Annotated in this window: 25 protein-coding genes and 2 tRNA genes; 7 read left to right on the top strand and 20 right to left on the bottom strand. The window is 61.7% G+C overall.

The window, feature by feature from the left end:
• Nucleotides 1-118: 118 nt before the first annotated feature.
• Together VMA74_RS17035 and VMA74_RS17030 are read left to right on the top strand one after the other, a co-directional pair.
• The gene (locus VMA74_RS17035; RefSeq protein ID WP_325369122.1) at nucleotides 119-451 is read left to right on the top strand and encodes a cytochrome c; all 333 of its coding nucleotides are present in this window, start codon (nucleotides 119-121) and stop codon (nucleotides 449-451) included.
• A 21-nt stretch (nucleotides 452-472) separates the two neighbouring features.
• Entirely contained in the window at nucleotides 473-823 is a 351-nt protein-coding gene (locus VMA74_RS17030; protein WP_325369120.1) for a cytochrome c, read from the top strand.
• Between the two features lie 137 nt (nucleotides 824-960).
• On the opposite strand, the gene VMA74_RS17025 is transcribed toward VMA74_RS17030, so the two are convergent.
• Nucleotides 961-1,569 (bottom strand): NfuA family Fe-S biogenesis protein, encoded by a 609-nt coding sequence (locus VMA74_RS17025; protein ID WP_325369118.1) that lies wholly within the window; start codon nucleotides 1,567-1,569, stop codon nucleotides 961-963.
• 149 nt (nucleotides 1,570-1,718) lie between these two features.
• Here VMA74_RS17025 and VMA74_RS17020 point away from each other — a divergent pair, with 149 nt between their 5' ends.
• Together VMA74_RS17020 and VMA74_RS17015 are read left to right on the top strand one after the other, a co-directional pair.
• Nucleotides 1,719-2,060, top strand: coding sequence for a 4a-hydroxytetrahydrobiopterin dehydratase (locus VMA74_RS17020; RefSeq protein WP_325369116.1), 342 nt, complete (start codon nucleotides 1,719-1,721; stop codon nucleotides 2,058-2,060).
• Nucleotides 2,057-3,574, top strand: a complete 1,518-nt coding sequence (locus VMA74_RS17015) for a CPBP family intramembrane glutamic endopeptidase (RefSeq protein ID WP_325369114.1) — start codon at nucleotides 2,057-2,059, stop codon at nucleotides 3,572-3,574. The genes VMA74_RS17020 and VMA74_RS17015 overlap by 4 nt, the downstream gene beginning before the upstream one ends.
• Before the next feature lie 26 nt (nucleotides 3,575-3,600).
• Here VMA74_RS17015 and VMA74_RS17010 read toward each other — a convergent pair whose 3' ends face one another.
• A complete protein-coding gene (locus VMA74_RS17010; RefSeq protein WP_325369112.1) occupies nucleotides 3,601-4,572 on the bottom strand; it encodes an RluA family pseudouridine synthase in 972 nt (323 codons plus the stop codon).
• A gap of 340 nt (nucleotides 4,573-4,912) precedes the next feature.
• Here VMA74_RS17010 and rne point away from each other — a divergent pair, with 340 nt between their 5' ends.
• The gene (gene rne / locus VMA74_RS17005) at nucleotides 4,913-8,035 is read left to right on the top strand and encodes a ribonuclease E (RefSeq protein ID WP_325369110.1); all 3,123 of its coding nucleotides are present in this window, start codon (nucleotides 4,913-4,915) and stop codon (nucleotides 8,033-8,035) included.
• 88 nt (nucleotides 8,036-8,123) lie between these two features.
• On the opposite strand, the gene VMA74_RS17000 is transcribed toward rne, so the two are convergent.
• Nucleotides 8,124-8,774, bottom strand: coding sequence for a response regulator (locus VMA74_RS17000; RefSeq protein WP_325369108.1), 651 nt, complete (start codon nucleotides 8,772-8,774; stop codon nucleotides 8,124-8,126).
• A 221-nt stretch (nucleotides 8,775-8,995) separates the two neighbouring features.
• Between VMA74_RS17000 and VMA74_RS16995 the strand changes: the two genes are divergently transcribed.
• Together VMA74_RS16995 and VMA74_RS16990 are read left to right on the top strand one after the other, a co-directional pair.
• A complete protein-coding gene (locus VMA74_RS16995; RefSeq protein WP_325369106.1) occupies nucleotides 8,996-9,235 on the top strand; it encodes a hypothetical protein in 240 nt (79 codons plus the stop codon).
• Between the two features lie 95 nt (nucleotides 9,236-9,330).
• A tRNA-Leu gene (locus tag VMA74_RS16990) sits at nucleotides 9,331-9,417 on the top strand.
• 80 nt (nucleotides 9,418-9,497) lie between these two features.
• Here the strand turns inward: VMA74_RS16990 and VMA74_RS16985 are convergent.
• The 17 genes from VMA74_RS16985 to VMA74_RS16905 all read right to left on the bottom strand — a co-directional run.
• Entirely contained in the window at nucleotides 9,498-9,761 is a 264-nt protein-coding gene (locus VMA74_RS16985) for a hypothetical protein (protein WP_325369105.1), read from the bottom strand.
• Nucleotides 9,758-10,156, bottom strand: coding sequence for a hypothetical protein (locus VMA74_RS16980; RefSeq protein WP_325369103.1), 399 nt, complete (start codon nucleotides 10,154-10,156; stop codon nucleotides 9,758-9,760). The genes VMA74_RS16985 and VMA74_RS16980 overlap by 4 nt, the downstream gene beginning before the upstream one ends.
• On the bottom strand, nucleotides 10,153-10,392 hold the full coding sequence (locus tag VMA74_RS16975; RefSeq protein WP_325369101.1) for a hypothetical protein: 240 nt from the start codon (nucleotides 10,390-10,392) through the stop codon (nucleotides 10,153-10,155). Before VMA74_RS16975 ends, VMA74_RS16980 begins: the two co-directional genes overlap by 4 nt.
• A 3-nt stretch (nucleotides 10,393-10,395) precedes the next feature.
• Nucleotides 10,396-10,938 (bottom strand): hypothetical protein, encoded by a 543-nt coding sequence (locus VMA74_RS16970; protein ID WP_325369099.1) that lies wholly within the window; start codon nucleotides 10,936-10,938, stop codon nucleotides 10,396-10,398.
• Nucleotides 10,939-10,999: 61 nt separating this feature from the next.
• A tRNA-Thr gene (locus tag VMA74_RS16965) sits at nucleotides 11,000-11,075 on the bottom strand.
• The gene (locus VMA74_RS16960; RefSeq protein WP_325369097.1) at nucleotides 11,066-11,530 is read right to left on the bottom strand and encodes a glycoside hydrolase family 73 protein; all 465 of its coding nucleotides are present in this window, start codon (nucleotides 11,528-11,530) and stop codon (nucleotides 11,066-11,068) included. Before VMA74_RS16960 ends, VMA74_RS16965 begins: the two co-directional genes overlap by 10 nt.
• Nucleotides 11,530-11,835, bottom strand: a complete 306-nt coding sequence (locus VMA74_RS16955) for a hypothetical protein (protein ID WP_325369095.1) — start codon at nucleotides 11,833-11,835, stop codon at nucleotides 11,530-11,532. Before VMA74_RS16955 ends, VMA74_RS16960 begins: the two co-directional genes overlap by 1 nt.
• A gap of 94 nt (nucleotides 11,836-11,929) precedes the next feature.
• Nucleotides 11,930-12,388, bottom strand: a complete 459-nt coding sequence (locus tag VMA74_RS16950; RefSeq protein WP_325369093.1) for a YiiX/YebB-like N1pC/P60 family cysteine hydrolase — start codon at nucleotides 12,386-12,388, stop codon at nucleotides 11,930-11,932.
• Nucleotides 12,385-12,966, bottom strand: a complete 582-nt coding sequence (locus VMA74_RS16945; RefSeq protein ID WP_325369091.1) for a hypothetical protein — start codon at nucleotides 12,964-12,966, stop codon at nucleotides 12,385-12,387. Before VMA74_RS16945 ends, VMA74_RS16950 begins: the two co-directional genes overlap by 4 nt.
• A gap of 7 nt (nucleotides 12,967-12,973) precedes the next feature.
• Nucleotides 12,974-14,602 carry a gp53-like domain-containing protein gene (locus VMA74_RS16940; RefSeq protein WP_325369090.1) on the bottom strand — a complete coding sequence of 543 codons (1,629 nt, stop codon included), beginning with the start codon at nucleotides 14,600-14,602 and terminating at the stop codon, nucleotides 12,974-12,976.
• A 69-nt stretch (nucleotides 14,603-14,671) separates the two neighbouring features.
• Nucleotides 14,672-15,343 (bottom strand): hypothetical protein, encoded by a 672-nt coding sequence (locus VMA74_RS16935; RefSeq protein ID WP_325369088.1) that lies wholly within the window; start codon nucleotides 15,341-15,343, stop codon nucleotides 14,672-14,674.
• A gap of 2 nt (nucleotides 15,344-15,345) precedes the next feature.
• Nucleotides 15,346-16,473: a baseplate J/gp47 family protein gene (locus VMA74_RS16930; RefSeq protein ID WP_325369086.1), complete on the bottom strand. Its 1,128-nt coding sequence runs from the start codon at nucleotides 16,471-16,473 to the stop codon at nucleotides 15,346-15,348.
• Between the two features lie 76 nt (nucleotides 16,474-16,549).
• Nucleotides 16,550-16,963 (bottom strand): hypothetical protein, encoded by a 414-nt coding sequence (locus tag VMA74_RS16925; protein ID WP_325369084.1) that lies wholly within the window; start codon nucleotides 16,961-16,963, stop codon nucleotides 16,550-16,552.
• A gap of 9 nt (nucleotides 16,964-16,972) precedes the next feature.
• Nucleotides 16,973-17,587 carry a phage baseplate assembly protein V gene (locus VMA74_RS16920; RefSeq protein ID WP_325369082.1) on the bottom strand — a complete coding sequence of 205 codons (615 nt, stop codon included), beginning with the start codon at nucleotides 17,585-17,587 and terminating at the stop codon, nucleotides 16,973-16,975.
• Nucleotides 17,584-18,705, bottom strand: a complete 1,122-nt coding sequence (locus tag VMA74_RS16915) for a hypothetical protein (RefSeq protein ID WP_325369080.1) — start codon at nucleotides 18,703-18,705, stop codon at nucleotides 17,584-17,586. The genes VMA74_RS16920 and VMA74_RS16915 overlap by 4 nt, the downstream gene beginning before the upstream one ends.
• A gap of 3 nt (nucleotides 18,706-18,708) precedes the next feature.
• A complete protein-coding gene (locus VMA74_RS16910) occupies nucleotides 18,709-19,668 on the bottom strand; it encodes a hypothetical protein (protein WP_325369078.1) in 960 nt (319 codons plus the stop codon).
• Nucleotides 19,669-19,683: 15 nt separating this feature from the next.
• On the bottom strand, nucleotides 19,684-20,096 hold a 413-nt coding region (locus VMA74_RS16905; RefSeq protein WP_325369076.1), incomplete at its 5' end, for a hypothetical protein.

The following is a 20,096-nucleotide window of genomic DNA, read 5'->3' as shown; positions in this document are numbered from 1 at the left end:
GCGCGGCTTTTTGTCGCTCCCCGATCGCTCCGCGCGCCCATTGTGACGGCCGCGCGGCACCCCCTATACTCGGCCGAGTACGTTGCACGCATCCGCTGGAACCTTGGGGATCCTTTTGATGATTCGACTGCAATTGTTTGGCCTGGCCGCCATCGCTGCTGCCATTGCATTGTGTTCCAGCCCCGCCCATGCCACGGGCGACAAGAAAAACGGCCGTACCCTCGTCTATACGTGCCACGGTTGCCATGGCATTCCTGGCACCAACAACGCGTATCCGCAATATCCAGTGCCGAAGATTGCCGGGCAGAACGAGCAATACCTGATCAGCGCGCTGCATGAATACAAGTCGGGCGATCGCACGCATCCGACCATGATGGCGCAGGCGCAGAGCCTCTCCGATCAGGAGATCGAGGACATCGCCGCCTATCTTTCCAGCATTGCTACCAAGTAACGGCTCAAGGATTCCATCTGCATGAAACGCGCGCTCACGCTGCTCTCGTTCGGTATGGCTCTTGCGCTGGCTTCGGCGCCGCTATTGGCTGGCGGAAGTGCTGAAAACGGCAAAACCAAGGCCGCTGTCTGTTTTGCCTGCCACGGCGCAGACGGTAATGCGGTTGATCCGCAATATCCGCGCTTGGCCGGCCAGTATTTCGGTTATCTCCAGCAGGCCTTGCATGAGTACAAGGATGGTCGCCGCAACAATCCGATCATGAAGGGTTTTGCTGCGACGCTGTCGGATCAGGATATCGACGATATCGCGATGTACTATTCGTCGCTGCCGACGAAGCTGGATACGCTGAAGGGACACGTGCAGGGCGACTGACTGCCGATGCTGCATCGACATGCATAGGTTGGCGCTGAGCGTATGCGAACCCCAACGTTGCGATGGCGATGGCGATGCTGGGGATTCGGCATCGCCTCAACACTAAGCTACGCAAGCTCCCAAAGCGCGGGGAAAACTCAACCCATCGCTGACTGCCCTTCTTTCTTGCGGTAATACGGATTGGCACCATCCTTGTGATCCGTCGCATCGCGCACGGCGGTGATTTCCGGCACGCGCTCGCGCAAGGTCTTTTCCACGCCATGCTTGAGCGTAACGTCGACCATGCCGCAGCCATGGCAGCCACCGCCGAATTGCAGCAACACCACGCCATCGGCATCCACTTCCAGCAGGCTCACACGTCCGCCATGCGCGGCGATGCGCGGATTCACTTCGGCCTCGAGCACGTAGCGCACGCGCTCGACCAGGCCTGCTTCCGCGCCCGGCAGTTCACCCTTGATCTTTGGCGCGCGGATGTTCAACTGGCCGCCGGTCTGACTCGGCTCGTAATCGACAGTGGCGTTCTCCAGCCACGGCGCGCTGTCGCCTTCGATGTAGAAATTGAAGCCCTGGCATTCTACCGTCCACTCGTTGCCGCTGAGCTCCAGCGGCTCGCAGAACTCCAGTTCGCAATCGGCCGCCGGCGTGCCCGGCGCGGTGACACGCACGCGGATGCCCAGCCCGTCGATGCCTTGCTGGGCGAGTAAGCGCAGGAAATGCTGCTGCGCGCGTTCGGAAATCTCGATCATGCCTGCTCCGGAACCATCAAACGCCCTGATGAACTACGCACAACGCGCCTGGGCGATACCGCACCATTTTAGTCCTGTTTCCTGGCGAATGTTCGCCTTCGTCGTTTTCGCGTACAGTTCCACCGTTTGCGCACACGACGGAGATCGCCATGACTGCCCAACCGCTATCGGCCCAGCATTGCCAACCGCGCAAGGGCAAGGAACATGCGCTGGACGAAGCCGCCGTGGCCGCGCTGCTGCCGCTGGTGCCGGGCTGGAAGCTGAGCGCACAAGGCGATGCCTTGGTGAAAGATTTCCGCTTCGAGAACTTTCATCACACGCTGGGCTTTATCAATGCGGTGGGGTTCATGGCCAACCACGAGGACCATCATCCCGATATCGAGGCAGGCTATGGCCATTGCAAGCTGCGCTGGTCCACGCATGACGTGGGCGGCTTGTCGTTGAACGATTTCATCTGCGCCGCGCGCGTCGACGCTCTGCTCGAACGTTGAGCGAAACCAAGCGGTCATCCGCGGCGTGGATCTGCGCCGGCTATGTGCTGGTTGCGCTTGTCGTCTGCCTGGCGCTTGGCCGTTTGGCCGCGCACATCACCGCCGCGACGTTGCTGGACCAGGCCCAGCAGCAGCTTGCGCGCGTTGAGTCCGGCCAGCCGCTATGGCAATGGTCTTTGCGCAAACCGCGCGACCTGGTGGCGGGCCGGGCGTTCGGCAATGCAACCGCGGTGCAGGACGGCGATGCCCTGCGCGTCACCAGCGAGGACGGCACGCCGTTTGAACTGGGTTTGCCGATTGCCTGGTCGGTGGATCTCAAGCATTGGCCCATCCTGCAGCTGCAATTGCAGAGCAATATGGCAGGCACCCTTGGCCTGGTATGGCAAGGCAGCAACCACGCGTTTGCCTGCCTGGCGCCTGCCGCCCATGCACTGACAGCTGATACGAGGAGCCTGCGCATCGATCTGCGCGACTTGGTGTGGAACAGCAGCGAACCTGGCGCATGCGCAACCCCAGGCATTGCGCAGATGCTGCGCCTGCGCCTTCAAATGCCGCGCGGCGGGAGCCTGCGGCTATCCTCGGCGGCATTGCTGACTACCGAACCGATGCCGCGTTTGCAGGATGTTGCGATCGATTTGTCGGGCAACACCACACAGCATGACATCGGACGGATCACCTCCCGCGCGCAAAACTGGGCCATGCCGCTGTTCCGCCTGCCTGATGGCAGCAGCGCGGAAGCCATGCTGGCATGGCGCGACCAACTGCGCGCACGCTGGCCGGCCGCGCTGATCGTGGCCGCCGGCGACACACCGCAGGCCGAACCGACGGCGCGACCTCATCCCGCCTGGGCCTGGAGCGCCTGCATCGCCTATCTGCTGGTGCTGCTAAGGCTGGTGCTGCACCCCGTACAGGGCCGCTTGCGTCCATGGATCGAGATCATCTGCTGCTTGCTCGGCCCCTTGTGGCTGATCATCGGACTGCACTGGGGGCTTCGCCCCACCCCGCTGGGCGTGACGGCCTTTGCCGGAGGATTGGCTTACGCGCTGGTGATCGAGCGCCAGCATCTGCCGCGGCTATGGCGCTGGCCCGAAGCCGGCCGCCATTGGCTTTGGCCGCTGGCCACGCTGCCGGTGACGCTGCTGTTGATGGTTTTCTATGGCCACGCGCCGCGTGCCTTGCTGCTGGGCCACGTAGTGGCCTATTTCGCCTGGGCCTGGCTGCAACAGTGGCTGATGCTGATCGTGCTGCTGCGCCGTTTCGAGCAGATCCTGCCGCGGCCGAATTGGGCCATCGTGCCGGTGGCGCTGGTGTTCGCGCTGTTGCATACCCCCAACGGCATGCTGATGCAGCTGTGTCTGGTCGGCGAGCTGTGGTGGGCCTGGTGCTTCCTGCGCTCTCGCAGCGTGTTGCCGGTGGCCCTGGCGCATGCAATCTGCGCGTTGCTGGTGGAGTCGGCACTCGCCGGCGGCGCACTGCTGCGCTCGCTCGAAGTCAGCGCGCGATTCTTCTTATAGCGTGGGAATGGACGCCCGGCCCTGGATCAGCGGCGGCGGCCTTTGCCTTGGGTGGATAGCGCATCCAGCACGGACTTCAATTCGTCCGGCAACGGCGTTGAAAAGCCGTAGGCACGCCCATCCAGCTCGAAGGACAGGTGAGAGGCGTGCAGGAACAAGCGATTCAAGCCCCGGTCGCGGAAGCGCTTGTTCGCCTCCTTGTCGCCGTACTTGGTATCGCCGGCCAGCGGATGGCCGATGTGCGCAGCGTGCACGCGGATCTGGTGGGTACGGCCGGTGCCCAGGGTGGCCTCCATCAGGCGCGCGCCAGCGTATTGCTCCATTTCGCGGAAGAAGGTGAGCGAAGGCTTGCCGTCGTCGGCCACCCGCACCATCCGCTCGCCGCCCTGCAGCACGAACTTCTTCAGCGGCACGTTCACGTCGAACTTGGCTTTCTGCGGGTGCCCCACCATCAGACACAGGTATTGCTTGGTCACCTCGCCGGCCCGGATCGCCGCCTGCAGGCCGGTGAGCCCGGCGCGGGTTTTGGCGAACACCAGCACGCCGCTGGTGTCCCGGTCCAGGCGGTGGACCAGCTCCAGGTGCTCGTTGGGGCGGGCCTGGCGCAACAGCTCGATGGCGCCGAAGCTCACGCCGCTGCCGCCGTGGCTGGCCATGCCGGCCGGCTTGTCGATGACCAGGAAGTGCTTGTCCTCGAAGATCACCGCCTCGGCCGCCGACGCAATCGCAGCCTGGGGCGCCCCGGCTTCCGCCGGCCGCTCGGCCACCCGCACCGGCGGAATGCGCAAGATATCGCCCTGGCTGAGGCGGGTATCGGGCTTGGCGCGCTTGCCGTTCACGCGCACCTGGCCGGTGCGCAGCAGCCGGTAAATCATGCTTTTGGGCACCCCCTTGAGCAGGGTCACGAGGGCGTTGTCGATGCGCTGACCGTCCCGTTCCGGACCGATCTCTACTTGACGCACCCCTTGAGGTACATCGGGGGAAGTTACCGTCTGCATTGAAAAAAACCTGGGTTGAGAGGATACTCGCACAGCGCTCAGCCCGGTCCACCGACATCCCATCGGGACCCGGGCGCCCGCCTGTTACGCCGGCGAGGTTTGCTCCGGTCGGCCGTTTTGGCAGCTGGTTGCAAACAGCCATTCATCGTAACGGTTCGGGTAGCCGCTTGTCCGGTTTTGTTGACCTGATCATGCGGCGTGCGTGCAACGAATCATCCCGGTATCGGGAACGTTACCGTTATTTTTGCCGCTTTACCGCAGCGGCGCGATCCCGGAAAGGCCGCCACACCAGGCGCCACCGCGGCGCGCGACGCGCGGCCAAGCCGAGGAATCACACACAATGAAAAGAATGTTGATCAACGCGACTCAGCGTGAAGAGTTGCGTGTGGCCATCGTGGATGGCCAGACCCTTTACGATCTCGATATCGAAATCCCCTCCCGCGAACAGAAAAAAGCCAACATCTACAAAGGCCGCATCACTCGCGTCGAACCCTCCCTCGAAGCCTGCTTTGTCGACTACGGCGCCGAACGCCACGGCTTCCTCCCCCTGAAGGAAATCGCCCGCGAGTACTTCACGCAGGGCCTTGATCCGTATAAATCCAACATCCGCGATCTGCTGAAGGAAGGCCAGGAAGTGGTCGTCCAGGTGGAGAAGGAAGAGCGCGGCAACAAGGGCGCGGCGCTGACCACCTTCATCAGCCTGGCCGGCCGCTACATGGTGCTGATGCCGAACAACCCGAAGGCGGGCGGTGTCTCGCGTCGCATCGAGGGTGAAGACCGGCAGGCGCTCAAAGAAGCCCTGGAGCATCTCACCGTTCCGGACGACATGGGCCTGATCGTGCGCACCGCCGGCATGGGCCGCGACGCCGAAGAACTGCAGTGGGATCTCGACTACCTGCTCGCCACCTGGAAGGCCATCTCCCAGGCCGCCAGCGCCCAGAAGGCGCCGTTCCTGATCTACCAGGAATCGAAGCTGTTCATCCGCGCCCTGCGCGACTACCTGCGCAATGACATCGGCGAGATCCTGATCGACGAGGAATCCCTCTACCAGGACGCCCGCGACTTCATGCAGCAGGTGATGCCCAACGCCCTGCGCAAGCTGAAGCTGTACAAGGACGACACCCCGCTGTTCTCGCGCTACCAGATCGAAACACAGATCGAAAGCGCGTTCGACCGCAGCGTACGCCTGCCTTCCGGTGGTTCGATCGTGATCGACCAGACCGAAGCGCTCACCGCCATCGACATCAACTCCTCCAAGTCGACCAAGGGCGGCGACATCGAGGAGACCGCGTTCAACACCAACCTGGAAGCGGCGACGGAGATCGCCCGCCAGCTGCGCATCCGCGACGCCGGCGGCCTGATCGTGATCGACTTCATCGACATGGACAGCCCCAAGCACCAGCGCGAAGTGGAAGAGCGCCTGAAGGAAGCCTCCAAGCTGGACCGCGCGCGCATCCAGATCGGCCGCCTGTCCCGCTTCGGCCTGCTGGAAATGTCGCGCCAGCGCTTGCGCCCCTCGTTGGGCGAAGCCACCCAGATCGTCTGTCCGCGTTGCGAAGGCCACGGCCATATCCGCAGCGTGGAGTCGCTGTCGTTGTCCACGCTGCGTCTGATCGAAGAGCACGCGATGAAGGACAACACCGGCCAAGTGCTGGTGCAGGCCCCGCAGAGCGTGGCCAACTACATGCTCAACGAAAAGCGTGCCAGCGTGGTCGAGATCGAACTGCGCAACAAGGTGCACGTGGTGATCGTGGCGGACGACAAGCTCGATACGCCGCACATCGAAATCCAGCGTATCCGCGAAGCGGACATGGGCGAGCACAGCAAGCCCAGCTACGAGCGCCTCACCGCGGAAGAAGCCAACGTGGTGCGCAAGATGGGCCAGATGCTTGGCAGCAGCGAGCAGCCGGCAGTGAGCGGCATCGTGCCCAGCAGCCCCGCGCCGCTGCGTGAAGAAGAAGAATCCGCTGCGGCGCCCGTCGCCGCGCCGCCGGCCAGGCCGCAGCGCCGGCCCGCTGCAGTGCCCGCACCGGCTCCCGCGCCGTCGCAAGGCGGCTTCCTGTCCAAGCTGTTCGGCCTGTTCCGCGGCAATGACGCCCCGGCACCTGCCCCTGCCCCCGCCCCGGTGGTGGCAGCGCCGCCGCAAACCGCACGCGGCAAGCAGCAGGACAATCGCCGTGGCGAACAACGCACACGCGGTGAAGGCCAACAGCGCCAAAACCAGCAACGCGAAGCGCGCGGCAGCGGCGCGCAGCAACCGGCCAAGAACCAGCAACGCCAGCGCCAGGAACAGCCGGCGCGTCAGCAGCAAGGCAAGCAGGAGCGTCAGCCAAAAACGGCGCAAGCCAGCGAAGCGGCTGCCGCCGAACAGCGCACCAATAATAAGCAGCCGAACGCCGAAACCGCCAAGCAGCCCCAACAAGAGCGCCCGCCGCGGCAACCGGTGGCGGAGCGTCAACCGCAGCAGCCCCCGGTGAATCCGCCGGCCGCCAAGCCGCTGGAGGCGCAGAAACCGGCCGCCGAAGCCGTTGCGGTCGTCGCCACCGCGGCTGAAGACAGCATACCCACGGGCGAAACCGCCGCCTCGGCAGAAAGCACCGGCCAGTCGCGCCGCCGTCGTGGCCGTCGCGGTGGCCGTCGCCGTCGCCGTCATGAAGGCGCCGCAACGGATGGCGTGCAGAACGAGCAAGCCCATGCACTGGATCTGGACGATGAGGATCGCGACGACGACGACGCCTCCGCACCGGAAGCCGAGGCAGCCCAGGCGAAAAAGCCTGCAGCGACTGCCCCTGTAGCGTCCGCGCCAACGCCCGCTCCGTCGGCACCGGCACCTGCGCTGGAGCCTACCGAAAACCACGAGCCGGCGATCGTGACGCAGGTGGTTGCCGACGCGGAACCGGTCAAGGCGACGGCGCCGGAACCGCAGCCCATCACCGAGGCGGTCGAAAACGGCCACTCCCCTGCTCCGCTGATCATTGCACCGGCACCTGTGCCGTCATCCTTCAACCTGCCGGTGCTTCCGCCGATTCCGATGCGCGAAGCCGCGGTGGAAGCGGAAACACATGCGGTGGCCGAAGCAACCGCTGAGCAGCCAGGTGAAAAAGAAGCCGTAGCGCAGACCGAGGCGGTCACCATCACCGTGCCGCACGACGCGGAGCCAGCGGCGAACGAAAGCAAGGTGGTAACCGACTCGATCGTGGTCGCCGAGGTCAAGCACACGGACGAACCGATACTCGTCGAACCCCAGGCTGCCATCGTCGCCCATGAAGAACCCGCCGCGGTGACGCCGGAGCCGATCATCCATCAGCCCGAACAAGGGGACCTGCTCTCCACGCCCCTGCATCCACATGCACCGGCCGAACCGCTGCACGGCCATGCCGAGCACGTTGACGCCAAAGAGCCGTCCTCTGCAGAAGACGACCATCTGCATGGTGCCCAACAGCGCGACGGCAGGCTTTCCTGACGCCGCCGGCAGGTGCACGCACAAACAAAAGGGCCGGACATCTTGTCCGGCCCTTTTTATTGCGTTGAATACGCGCTGGAGCTGACCCTCAGCTCCCAACCTGGTTGTTGTGCGTATCCAGCAAGCCATGCACGGTCATCAAGTGCGCCAGGCTGATGACATGATCGACCTGTAGTTTCTCCATCAAACGTTGCTTGTAGGTAGAGACCGTTTTCGGGCTCAGATTCAACTGCTCACCGATGGCAGTCAACGCCTTGCCGCGCACCAGCATCATCGCCACCTCCAGCTCGCGACTGGACAGCGCGTCGAACGGCGAACCATCGCCATCCAGCGTCGCCAACGCCAGTTGCTGCGCCACCGCAGGCGCCAGGTAGCGGCGGCCGCCGGCCACCTGGCGCACGGCATTGAGCAATTCTTCCGCCGCGCAGCTCTTGGTGAGGTAGCCATGTGCGCCGGCATCCAGCAAGCGTTTCGGAAAGCGGGCATCCTCCACCACGGTCACCACGATCACATGCGTGGGCAGGTTGGCCCGTACGATGCGCTCGGTCAGCTCAATACCGCTCATGCCGGGCATGTGCACGTCGACCAGCGCGATATGCGGCCTGCTGGTGCGAATCAGCCGTAACCCATCTTCGGCGTTGGCCGCTTCACCGCAAACGCGGATGTCCGGCTGCTGCAAGATCATTCTGAAGCCGGTTCTGACCAGTTCGTGGTCATCTACTAGTACAACGTCAATCATCTAGCGCCCTCCTTGGTTAGGAACTGTGCCTTCGCAAAGTAGGCAGGTCTCTGACACATTGCAAGTCGATAACCCCGCGTTCCAAAAGGAATTTCCATCTTGAGACGATACCCACAATCAAGGTAGGAAATTACCTACATACACGTCCTAATTTTGGTGCCATCATTAACGAAATAGCTACCGTAAGTCACGCATTCCTCCACCCCTGCCGGAGTGTATCGATGGTGATCTACTCGCTCAGACAGTCGCCGGATGGTGACTGGAGCATCCGAAGGGACTCAGCCACGCTGTTCAGTCAGCTGCGCCTGGGGCCCGCCATTCAACTGGCGCGCGAGGCCGCCCGCGACGAGCACAACCGCTCCGGTCGCAGCACCTGCGTGGAAATGCCCGGTCCCACCTCCACCATCCGCCTCGCGCAATACGCGCGTCCGGGCCAACCGCTGGAAAGTGCGGTGGCTTGAGATCGATCCAACGAAAACGGAGCCATCTGCTCCGTTCGCGCAAGGTGCATGTTACGATCCGCGCGCCTGCAGCCGGTCATTCGGCAGCCCCTCCCGCCCGGATGGCGAAACAGGTAGACGCAAGAGACTTAAAATCTCTCGACCGAAAGGTTGTGCGGGTTCGAGTCCCGCTCCGGGCACCAACGGTTTCAAGCGTTTTTGAGTTGCGCTTTTTGGTCCGCAATTCCAGTTTTTGTCCGCAATTCGCCAAGGAAGTATCTGCTCACTGGCAGGCCTGGATCGCTGCAATCAGCTCACCCTCGTACCCCTTGCGCTGCAAACGCTCCGCGCGCAGCGCATCCATCTGCGTCCAGATATCGGACCCAAGCGGCAACGCATCGACGGCCCACGCCGGCACCTGTGGCTTCGTCACCTTACAAGGGACCGGCACCGGCACCTTCACGGTGACAGGCACAGCTGGCCGAGGTTGATCCACGCAACCGCTCATGGCTGCAGCCGCCACTATTAAAGTGATCAATCGTTTCATTTATGTGCCCTCTCCTGCCGCAACTCGTCGTCGAAGGCCTGCGAGGCGGCCCGGCACTCATCAGCGCCAAGCGGCCGGCTCGCGAGAATGGCTGCGGCCTTGAGCTGGTAGGACGTAGCGGCCTCCGCAGCGGTACGTTGTTCGATCGCCGCTTCCTGCTCACGCTGCTGCGCGCGCTGAATCATGCCGTCGACAGCATCGTTCTGCTGTTTCACTGCCGCACGCAGCTCCGTATTCGCGGACTGAAACTGTGCCGACTGCGCCTGCGCGGCATCAAGCCGCGGTTCGTAGTAATCGCTGGTGGCACGGTGACCAAGCCACGCGCCAACACCAACCAGCCCGAGCACCAACGCCAGCGCGGCGCCGATGCGCAACCAGGAGATTTCGGGGATCATTGTTTGGGCTCCGTCTTTGCCTTGAGTGCGAGCGACACGCCGCCGCCGGTGAGAAGTGCGCCGACACCGATGCCGTACTGCTGGAGATCGAACGCGCGGCCCGTCGCGAAGCTCGCGACGACCAGACTTAGGCCGACCAGGAATGCCAGCGCCCACAGCACACGGCCGATGTCGTAGGTCTGGTTGTCGGCACCGGTAAGGCAGTGCCGCGTGAACTTCGCGATGGTCTGCCACATCGCTTACGCCTCGTCAGGCGTGAAGATGAAGCCGGCCTTGCGGGGAAAGCCCTGGAACTGCCAGGTAGGCCCGGTGCGGTGGTGAATGCCATGCGTCGGGGACCGATGAAACTTCGCGACCAGCGGCAGCATGTTGTGCAAGCTGTCGACGAATAGCTCCGGCCGCCGCGGATCGAACGCCTTCCAGTCGAAACCGAAGAACGTGGTAACCTGCGTCATGAACCAGCACCAGCTCTGCTCCACCGGATACGTCTCGCCCGTGGGCTGATCGGTATGCGGATCCAGCACCGGCAGTTCGGTGACCTCGCCGATGGCCACGCCGCGCACGATGTTCCAATCCACTGCATCCGCATCGGCCCACTCGATCCAGAGATGGTGATATTCCGGATTAGGCTGGCCGCTGATGGAACAGCGAAGCCCCATGCGATGGCCATCGCGCTTCGTGGCACGAAACGTTGCCGATTCCTTGCGCGGCGCATGGTCGGGGTAATACTCGACTTCGTTGACGACTTCTTTAACGAGGTGTTCGTGGGCGGGCGTATCCATGGTTTGCTCCGGGCAATAAAAAAGCCGCCCGAAGGCGGCTTGAAGAGGGGATGTGTTGGATTGGTGCCGGCAGTCCGAATCGAACGGACGGCCTACCGCTTACAAGGCGGGTGCTCTACCTGCTGAGCTATCCCGGCACGTGGTCGATGGCCGCAAGGTTGTGCGCGCGGATAACTTCGATGATCTTCGTGGCGTACTGCGGATCGGTTGCGTAACCGGCTGCAGCTACGGCTCGCGCGAAACCCTCGCCATCGGCGTGCGCGAAGGCCGGTTTGTAACGCGGGTTGTCAAGCAGGAAAGCCGCATGGTCTGCGATGCAGGCTCCCCAACTGCCGTACTTACGCCAGCGCGCGGGGATGATGGTCCATTTCCCATGCAGGCATTCCCTGGTCCGCATGGTCAGGGTGTCGCCTTTCCAGGAAGGATCGGCCTTCACCCCGAAGAGGTTGCATCCTTCAAGAGCTAATGCAGATGCGCCCCAGCCGGATTCGAGCGCGCCCTCGGCAACGACGAACGACGCCGGAATGTGAGTGGTGCGCATCGATGCCTGTGCCGCCGGCGCGATCGCGGCAATGAAGTCATTTGGTTTCATCAGAGATGTATCCCTTGACCAAGGATGGCCCCGGCAGCACCGGCCGCCAGGAACTTGAGCAGAGCAAAGAACGCTTTGCCGATTAGGTTGTTGTGCGCTCGAAGATGAGCGTCGAATTCGCCGCGAAGCTTGTCATGGTCCTTCCGCAGCAAGCCCGTGTCCTGCTCAACCAGACTGATCCGCTGATTGTTTTTCACCAACTCGCCATAGCTGTCTGCGAGCTGCCCGAGCGATTGCTCGATGTTTTTCAGCCTCTCGTCGTGACGAGCGACTGTCGTGTCTGTGGATTCGTGTGGCGCGGGCATGGCTTCCCTTCATCTAGGCGGATATAAAAAAAGCCGCTCAATGGCGGCCTTGGCGCAAATCGTTTTGATATGAAACGCGACCCTATGCGGAGGGCTAAGGCTGAACAGCGAGCATCCCGACGGGCGACAACATCCACAGATCCTGCGGCGTGACGCGCCGGCATGCCTCCGGACGAAACAACGGCGAGCCGCCCTCTTCAAATGACCAGGCAACCAGCTCGCTGCAGAACCATCGATCCGTTTGCTGCCAGTCGCGATGCAACCCGATACCAACCACGGCCGTGTAGTCGTAGGGCTTACCAAGCTGCCCCCTCGCTGCCGCAACAATCGCGCTGGGATCTTGGCAAGGGAGCGTCGCGACCGCCCACGTAGGGTCTTCCTTTTTGCGCGTAGCCAATGGCGTGTGCACCACGCCTTTCAACGCGACCGCTTCGATGACATCGTCCCCATCGATCAGCGCGACATGTGACCATTTCGACCAACTACCCACTCGAATGGCCCAGCTCATTGGATTGCGCGGATTCGTGCAGAACAGAAGGTCGATGGTATTCATGCGCCGGCCGCCGCTGTTTGGATGTTGGCTATTGCCTGCGCCTGTGCAGCCTGCGCGGCGGCAACCGTGGTTGCCGCATTCACGTTTGCCTTGCCGATCAGGCGCGCCGAACGTATGCCAGTTAAGACGTTGCTCCATGCAGACGCGGTGGAGATGATGCTGTCGGCCGCCTGCTGCGTCGTCATGTTGGCCGCTGTCGCCCAGCACTGAACAGTCGCGGGAACGGTGCCGGTGTATCCAGCGCCCTTGAACGTCTGCGCGTCGGCATAGGCTTGCTGGTATTCCGCAAGTCGCCCAGGACTCGGACCGCCGATCTGAATGTATGCAGCATCGGCCGCAGCATCAATCGAAGCGCACAGGTCAAGTTGAGCATTTGCGAGTTGCTGTGCAGCCGTGGGCGGAGTGGGCGCTACGAGCTGACCACTTTTCACCATATAGCCTGGCGTTTCAAGGCACGTCTGCCATTGCGCGTAGCTGATTTCGATCGTGCTGGCGCCATCCGGAGCGGGGCTGTCTACGGAATCGTAATACGTATAGATATTGCCGTTCGAATCATATGCTGCGAGTTTTTGGCCCATAAAATCCTCAGTTGCCGATGGCAAACCAAACGCCGGGGATGGAATTGCCGGAATAGGTGTTAACCACGTTCAAACCTGTCTTTGTCCATCCGTTGGCGGAATAACGGTAGGAGGCAGTAGTGCCTCCATCATTGGGGTTTGCGGTCGCAAAAAAACAGTTGTTCGGAAAGCTGATGGGGAAGACCACGGCAGTGTTTGTCGCAGCCGCCGCAGTAATGGCTCCCCACTGAAAAATGATGCCACTGCTTAATTTCTGATAACCGCTTGCGCTCAAGCTGTTGGCGCCAACTCCGCCGAACACGATCCAATTTGTGCCATCTGAAATGACAATGACGCTGGCACTCGGCGGCAATAGATATGAAGTTGTTGAGCCCGCTGCTGCGGGGTTGAAATTGCCCGCAGGCGTCTGAATCGTTACGGCATACGTGGAACTGTAGTTGTTCAAATAGAACGCAATGCCGTTTTGATTTACAGGGCTTGGAAGGCTGAGCGTCCCCGCAGCAGGAATGTTGATTGCAACATTCTGACCACATTGCGCGACGGTAAGGGCCTGCCCAGTTACAGTGATACCTATTACTGATGGCCTTGTGTTCCCGAGTAGCGTCTGAACCCAAGAAGACGGTACAAGCTTTGCGCTGTTGTCGAATTGTGTAGGGGGCACACCATACGTGCCAGCTCCAAGCTGCTGAGCGCCACCAGTGCCTTCGATCAAAATCCATGATGCAAGACCGGCGTGCCACATAAATTCGGCCTTGCCACCAGCGGGAAGTTCGCCCCCTTGAAGTACGGCATGCGCTGCACCTAGCACCGGCTTGGCACCGAGTCCGTTGAGATTGAGCGTGGTGGGTCCGGTATTAGTCACCGCGACCTGCGTTTCCACGAGCATCCCGTCGACCAACGCAGTCGGTGCCGGTTGCAAGTTCACGACCAGGGCGTTCACCGCGCCCACATCTTTCGCGTAGCACAGCGAGTTGTTCTGGAGCGCTTGCAGCAACGAGGCTGGCAGCACGCCAGTCGTCACCGCCGAAATGTTCGCGGCCGTGATTGTGACCTGGCCGTTTGCGACGGTGACCACTGCCAGGGCTATATAGCCAGGATCGACCGCTGGAGCCACCTGGGTGCCTGTGGCGGCGGCGATGCCCGCTTTCGCTTGCAGGATGACCTGCCCATCGCGCTGTGTCGGCTGCTCCTGGTCAGGATTGCCGGGCGGTCCATTCAAGGCCTGATTGGTGTTGCTGCTGTTGAAATACGGCAACACCACATTGTTGATATCGTTTTCCTGAAACGTTGCCTCGATCAGAAAGCACTGCGAATAGCCGGCCGTGTTGGGCGGTGCAATGGCGATGGTCGTTGGTTGCAACTGGATGCCCTGCTTTACGCAGGTATCCGTGGTGTCGGAGGCAAGCGAGCTGTATGCCGTGTTATCCACGTTTTCGAGCTGATAAATCTCGCCGGCAGCAATCTGGACCGATAGACTTGCCGGCTGCGTCGGCGTGACGGCGAGACCATTCACCAGTCCGCCGGTGCCAAGCAGGGCGCCGGCCAACTTGCCAAGCGCAATCATCACGTTGCGGTTGGTATTGAGCATGTCCGTTTCCAGGGGGACTTGGCCGGGGTAGATGATTTGGCGGCGCATGGAATCTCCGGGCAATAAAAAAGCCCGCAAAAGCGGGCTGAATGGGTTCTTGAGTTGTTGGTTGGCGGGTCAGCTTGCGATGCGCACCCATGCGATCGTTCCGGCGGGCTTCACGGCATCGACGGCAGCAAAGATCGCCGCATCACTGACACCTGCCGTGATGAGCGATAGAGAGGTGTAGCCGCTCGCGACGCCGTAGCCGCCTTCTGGATCGCCATAGCCGGGCATGCCGGCGACGCCCTGTGCACTGAAGGGTCGAAATGCTATGACGAAGGCTTGATAGGGAAGCTGAAGAGATCCGTAGTAGCCAGCGACGCCATATCCACAATTCGGCGCGCCGTAGCCTCCGCAGTCACCAGGCCGCGTCGGCTCGATGATGATCGGCGTTCTTCCCGTCAACTGCGTCAGCGTCTGAATAATGGCGTGACGTGTCGCCTTTTCCCGAAAGAGGTTCGCCAGGATCCTGGCTCGGAAAGAGTCGTCCGTCTCGCCGGTTTGCCTTGGCAATGACGTGCCGAAGAAATCGGCACTGATGAGATCGATCCAGCCATCCGTTGCATTCAGTATTCGGGTTTGCAGCTTCGCAAACCCGTAAAGCGCATAGATAAAACTCAGCGCATTGCCGATGCCGGTGAGTACTGCATCGATGAAGGGCACGCTGTCGGTTGGTGAACCGAACCAGCGCGATGGGAGCAAGCCCTTTAGCCTGCTGAAGAAGTCCTGGTTATCGCCCGTCGCCATGGTCAGTTCGCCGCCACGCTGCCAGCGACAATGCGCTGCTGATTCGTTGCGACGAGATCGGCGGTGCCACCGTTGAGCGTGAGCCCGGTGATGTTGGTGACACCGGGTGATGCGTCATATGCAACCTGGGCGAGCCGGGTATACGCACAGGTCTGGCCAAGCGTCAGGGATGCGAGGTAGGTCTGCACCGCCGATTGCGCCAGCGCCTTGGTCGCAACGGGGTCATACCCGGTGGCGACCGTGACGTACATGACGACGTTCGCCGTTATCGTGACCGGTGCGAACACCGCGAACGCGATGGTGAAGGGCCGCACCGCGTCGACGGCGTTGTAGGCGGACGACAGAAACGTGGAACTGGGATGGCCAGAGCCATCGTCCACCACGACGTAGAAGAAACCGAGCTGCGTGGTGCCGTTGTAGGCCTGGTTTTCGACTAGGGTATAGCTGACACCCGTCTGCATCGACAGCAGCGCGTTGCCGATGGCGATCTTTGTGGCCCGCGAAAGGCTGCCCAGGTAGGAAATAAAGCGAGTGCGGAAAGCAGCATCCGTTTCAGCGTTTTCGCCGTTCACGAACGGCGCCGAGTTCGTTACGGTGTCCACATAGGGAACCGCTTGCCCAATCACGCTGATGGAGCCGGCCGACACATTGCCGGCGGTGCCAGCCGTTACCGCCATGACCGTGGCAGAAATGCTACTGGTCCCAGCAGGGATGATGTACGCGTTCGCCGCGATATTGAACGCAGGTTGCGTCGTATCGGCGACCACGGTGAACTGCTGGGTGCCGTCGCCGGTCTGGATCTGCGTGCCGACCGGAATGGTCGCCTGCATAGCCGCAGTGAAGCGCGCGAAGGTCACCTGGCCCGTCGCCGGCGTCGCCTGGATGCGGGTAAGGCCATAATCGGCCATCCAGCTATCGAGGTCGGCGCCCGTACACAGCGCGGCACGCGTGGTATTGAGCAGAACCAGTATCAGCGACTGCAGCCATATAGCAACCGCTGCAATGGCTTCGGTGATGCTGAGCAGCACCGAGCCGACAGTGAAATCGAGCAGCGCGCTTGCCCTTCCCTGGATCGCCGTCGCAATGTCACTAACGATCTGGGTGAAGCTCTTAGATGTGATATTGGGCATGATCGGCGCCAGAAACGGAAAAGCCCCGGTCGCTCGCGCGGCCAGGGCCTTCGGATAGGTGGATAAGGGTCGGGTGCTACTTGTTCACATTGAACGCAAGCACGATCGGGGTCCCTGTGGAGGCATCGGTGTAATTGATCTGCACGTTGATGCCATCGCTGATCGCCGTCACCGTGATGTCCGGTGGCGGATTGCGGGCCACGCTGGCCTCCATCAACATCTGGCCTCGGATCAGCGCGCGAATCTCTGCCGGGCTGGCCAGCGAACCCACCAAACGCGGCAGGCCGGCACCGTAGTCAGGATGAAAGATGTAGTCACCCGCTACGATCACGTTGCCCGAGGCATCCTTTTGTGCCGGGTTCGTCAGTAGCCGGCGCAAGATGCGCTGTTTGCTGCGTTCCATATCGCTGGCCTTGAGCAAGTCTCCGTTGGCCGCGGCACTGCAGTCCCCACTCCAGTAGTGGGAGATGTCATACAAAATTTGCTGCATTGCCATTCCTTACTGCGGAGTGCCCGTCAGGCCACCAGTGAGCGTGCCGCCCGAATGCTTATGCGAGTCGTCGATGCGGTGCCCATTGGCGGTCACTTCACCGGTGAAGGTCCAGTTTCCATTCCACGACACATTGCCGCTGCAACTCCACGACTGCGCGGCGATTGTCGCTGTGCCGCTGATATTGGCGGTTAGGTTGCCGCCTACCGTGGCCGTCAGGTTGCTGTTGCTGATCAGTTCCACGCTGCCATCGTTATGAAACTTCAGCGCACTGGTCGATTTGTGCACCATCCAGATTTCACCGGATGGCACCGGCAGTGGCGGTGATAGATCGTCGAATATGCACTGGACCGCAATCCCCGCATTCAAGGCGCCGTCTTGGAACACCACCAGGATTTGATCGTTGAGAGCCGGCGGCGCATAGACGCCCCACTGGTTGCCGACCGCCAATGCCCCGAGCGGAATCCAACCCGTTTCAGGCTCCGAACCATCATCGAATGGGAACTGCACCTTCACCGTGTAGGTGTTGGGGTCGTAAGCCGAAACAATCCCCAGCTTTGCGTGCCGTAGGCGCTGCATCGCTGCGCCGGCCTGCCCTCGCATGACGTTGAGCATTCCCTTCATGCCGCGGCCTGCACGTCGTTGGAGTGATTTCGCGCGCTGACGCTCATGACATAGCCCTCATCGATGCCCATTCGTCGCACGATGCTTTCCGGGAAATAGTTCTGGTCGTAAACCGTGCCGGTGCCGGTCACCTGGATGACATTGTTGATACTGAGCGTGCCGTCCGCCGGCATAACAGCCGACAACCGCATTTCTTGCTTGATCAGATCGTTGTATTTCGCCTTGGCGGCCTTCACGGCCTGATCTGGCGTCAGATTCGGTATAACCACGAAGTACTGCTGCGCCGGACTCGTCGCCGTGCCGGGACGAATGCCTTTCGCGCGCCCCGTTGGATAGGTTTCGCTGAAGCCATGCCGCTGCTTCTGATTCCAACTGCGGACGGTAACCGTAATGGTGTTTCCAACCGTCAGGGTGCGGGAAAAGCTCAGCTGCTCGGCCGTACACTGAAACGACTGGGTATCATCGGCTGGCGTCCAGACAATCGGGTATACCGGCGCCTGGGCAGGATCCGGTGCCGGCTCGAAGTGCAGTTCGTGCCCCTTCACATAGACGACATAACCCGTCTGGGCTGCCAGCCATGTCAGTAGGTCCCACTCGGTATGCCCATCCGTCAGCTGGATATGATCGATCTGGTAATACTTGCCGGCCTTGTCAGACGTGGCCGTCACTACGGGGGTCAGCCCGTGGCGCTGGGCCAGCGTCGTGGCGATTTGGCTTGCGGTCTGGTTGCGGAACGTCTCCGTGGTCTTCGCATCGATCAGCAGCGACGCGAGATCGCGGCCGGTTAGCTCCAGCGTGCGTTGCAGCGGGTCGTAGTGAACGTCATCCACGTTTCCGACCAGCACCAGGTCAAGGTCGGACACGCCGTAGTTACTGGGGTCGGCAGGGAAACCGCCATACAGCTCCACCGTCATGGTGGTCTGGCTGCAGAACCACACCTCATCGTTCGGCGCCGCGAGCGCGGAGAGGGACAGCAGTACGCGGAACGTCGCCGATTCGCGGTAGGTATGGCTCTCCGCCTCCCATTCCAACCAGCCGGCGATCTGCTGCCCGTTCACACGCACGATCCCGCGCGGCTCACGTACCGGGCCGTTGGCAAGTGATGGATTGTTGGTCATGGATCAGGAGGTGCCGAGCACGCCGCCGGCGGTGTCTGGCTGATTCGGGATCTGGAGTGTCTGCAGGCCGGTCAGCACCGGGTCGGTGAGGCCATTGGCCTTGGCGATGCCCGTCCAGGCCATCGGATCGTCGTATTCCCGCGAAGCGATCTGCATCAAGTTGCCGCCGGCAACGGTTTCAGAGCGCGTTGCGCCGGCCACCGAACCCAAGTTAGCGGTCATGCGCCCCATCACGCTGCGCAGGTTTAACAGGAGTGGTTGCTGCTGGTAAGCATTGAGCTGCGCGCTCATTTTGCCAATGGTCTGCGACACGGGATTGCTTGGCAGCACGCCGCCTACCGTGGTCACGTTGAGCATCGTGTTGTCGGCGGCACTGATCAGCGTCTGTACCCTGCTCTGCACGGCCTGTATGGGCTGCAGCACGCTGTTGATGGTGGACTGCGCCGCATTGGCAAAGGTGGAAACGGCACCTATCGCGGTGTTCAGCGTGCCAAGCAGCCCAGACAGTGTGCTGTCTCCAATCTGGCCACCCAGGCCGTTCGCCGTATTCAAATCCTGCGTCAGCTGCGCATCGATGTCCGGCACGTCGCCGGCCACGGTGGGAGTTGCGTTGTCCTGCACCACCACGCATCGAATCCGGTACGGAATCCGATATTCGAACTCGTAATTCGCGGTGAAGCTCTCGATCACCACCAGGAAGTTCAGGCTGGACCACGTCAGCGTCAGCTGCTGCCCCAGGATGCGCTGCGTGTTGAGGTATTGGGCGCGATCAACCGCAGTCGAACCCAGGAACATACCGGACCACTCGATAGGCGCATCCTTGCGCCCCATCGCGTCCACCACCCGCGTGCCCCCAACAAGTTCGTGCACCGTCAGCGCTTGATCCCCGCCCCATGGGATGACCTCGGGGACTTCGAAGCCACCAAACGTCAGATCGCCGAGGGAAAGGGTTGTGATCGCCATCGAATTTCCTATTGCTCAGGTGCCGACGTATCCAATCGGGCCGGGCATCATCGAACTGTCGAACGAAGACATACCGGTCTGCGGTCGCATCGCCTCGCGCGTCTGGTGCTGTGTAATGGCGCGTCCCACTTCGCGATCTTTCAGGTAGACCTTTGAGGTGACCTGGATGGTATTGCTACCGTTCGCGCCGTAATTCGCCGCGAGATGCGCCTTCCACTTTTCGTTGTTCGCAATCGCCTCCTTCGCCTCTTTGCTTCCGAAGAAGGCCATCGCGTGCGCTTCGGCATTTCCTAGCCAGTCTCCGAACTTGGTTCCAGCCACGTAGTGATCGCTTACGTATGTCCCTACTTTCCAACCAAGAATTGCGGATGAAGCCACCGCAATGGCTGGTCCCAGCGCACTCAGGCCAGACGCAACGCCGGTCAAGC

This window comes from Dyella sp., from assembly GCF_035508675.1.
In the GTDB taxonomy this organism is placed as follows: domain Bacteria; phylum Pseudomonadota; class Gammaproteobacteria; order Xanthomonadales; family Rhodanobacteraceae; genus Dyella_B.
The sequence above is the reverse complement of the archived record's forward strand: the minus strand, read 5'-3'. Positions and strand labels throughout refer to the sequence as shown.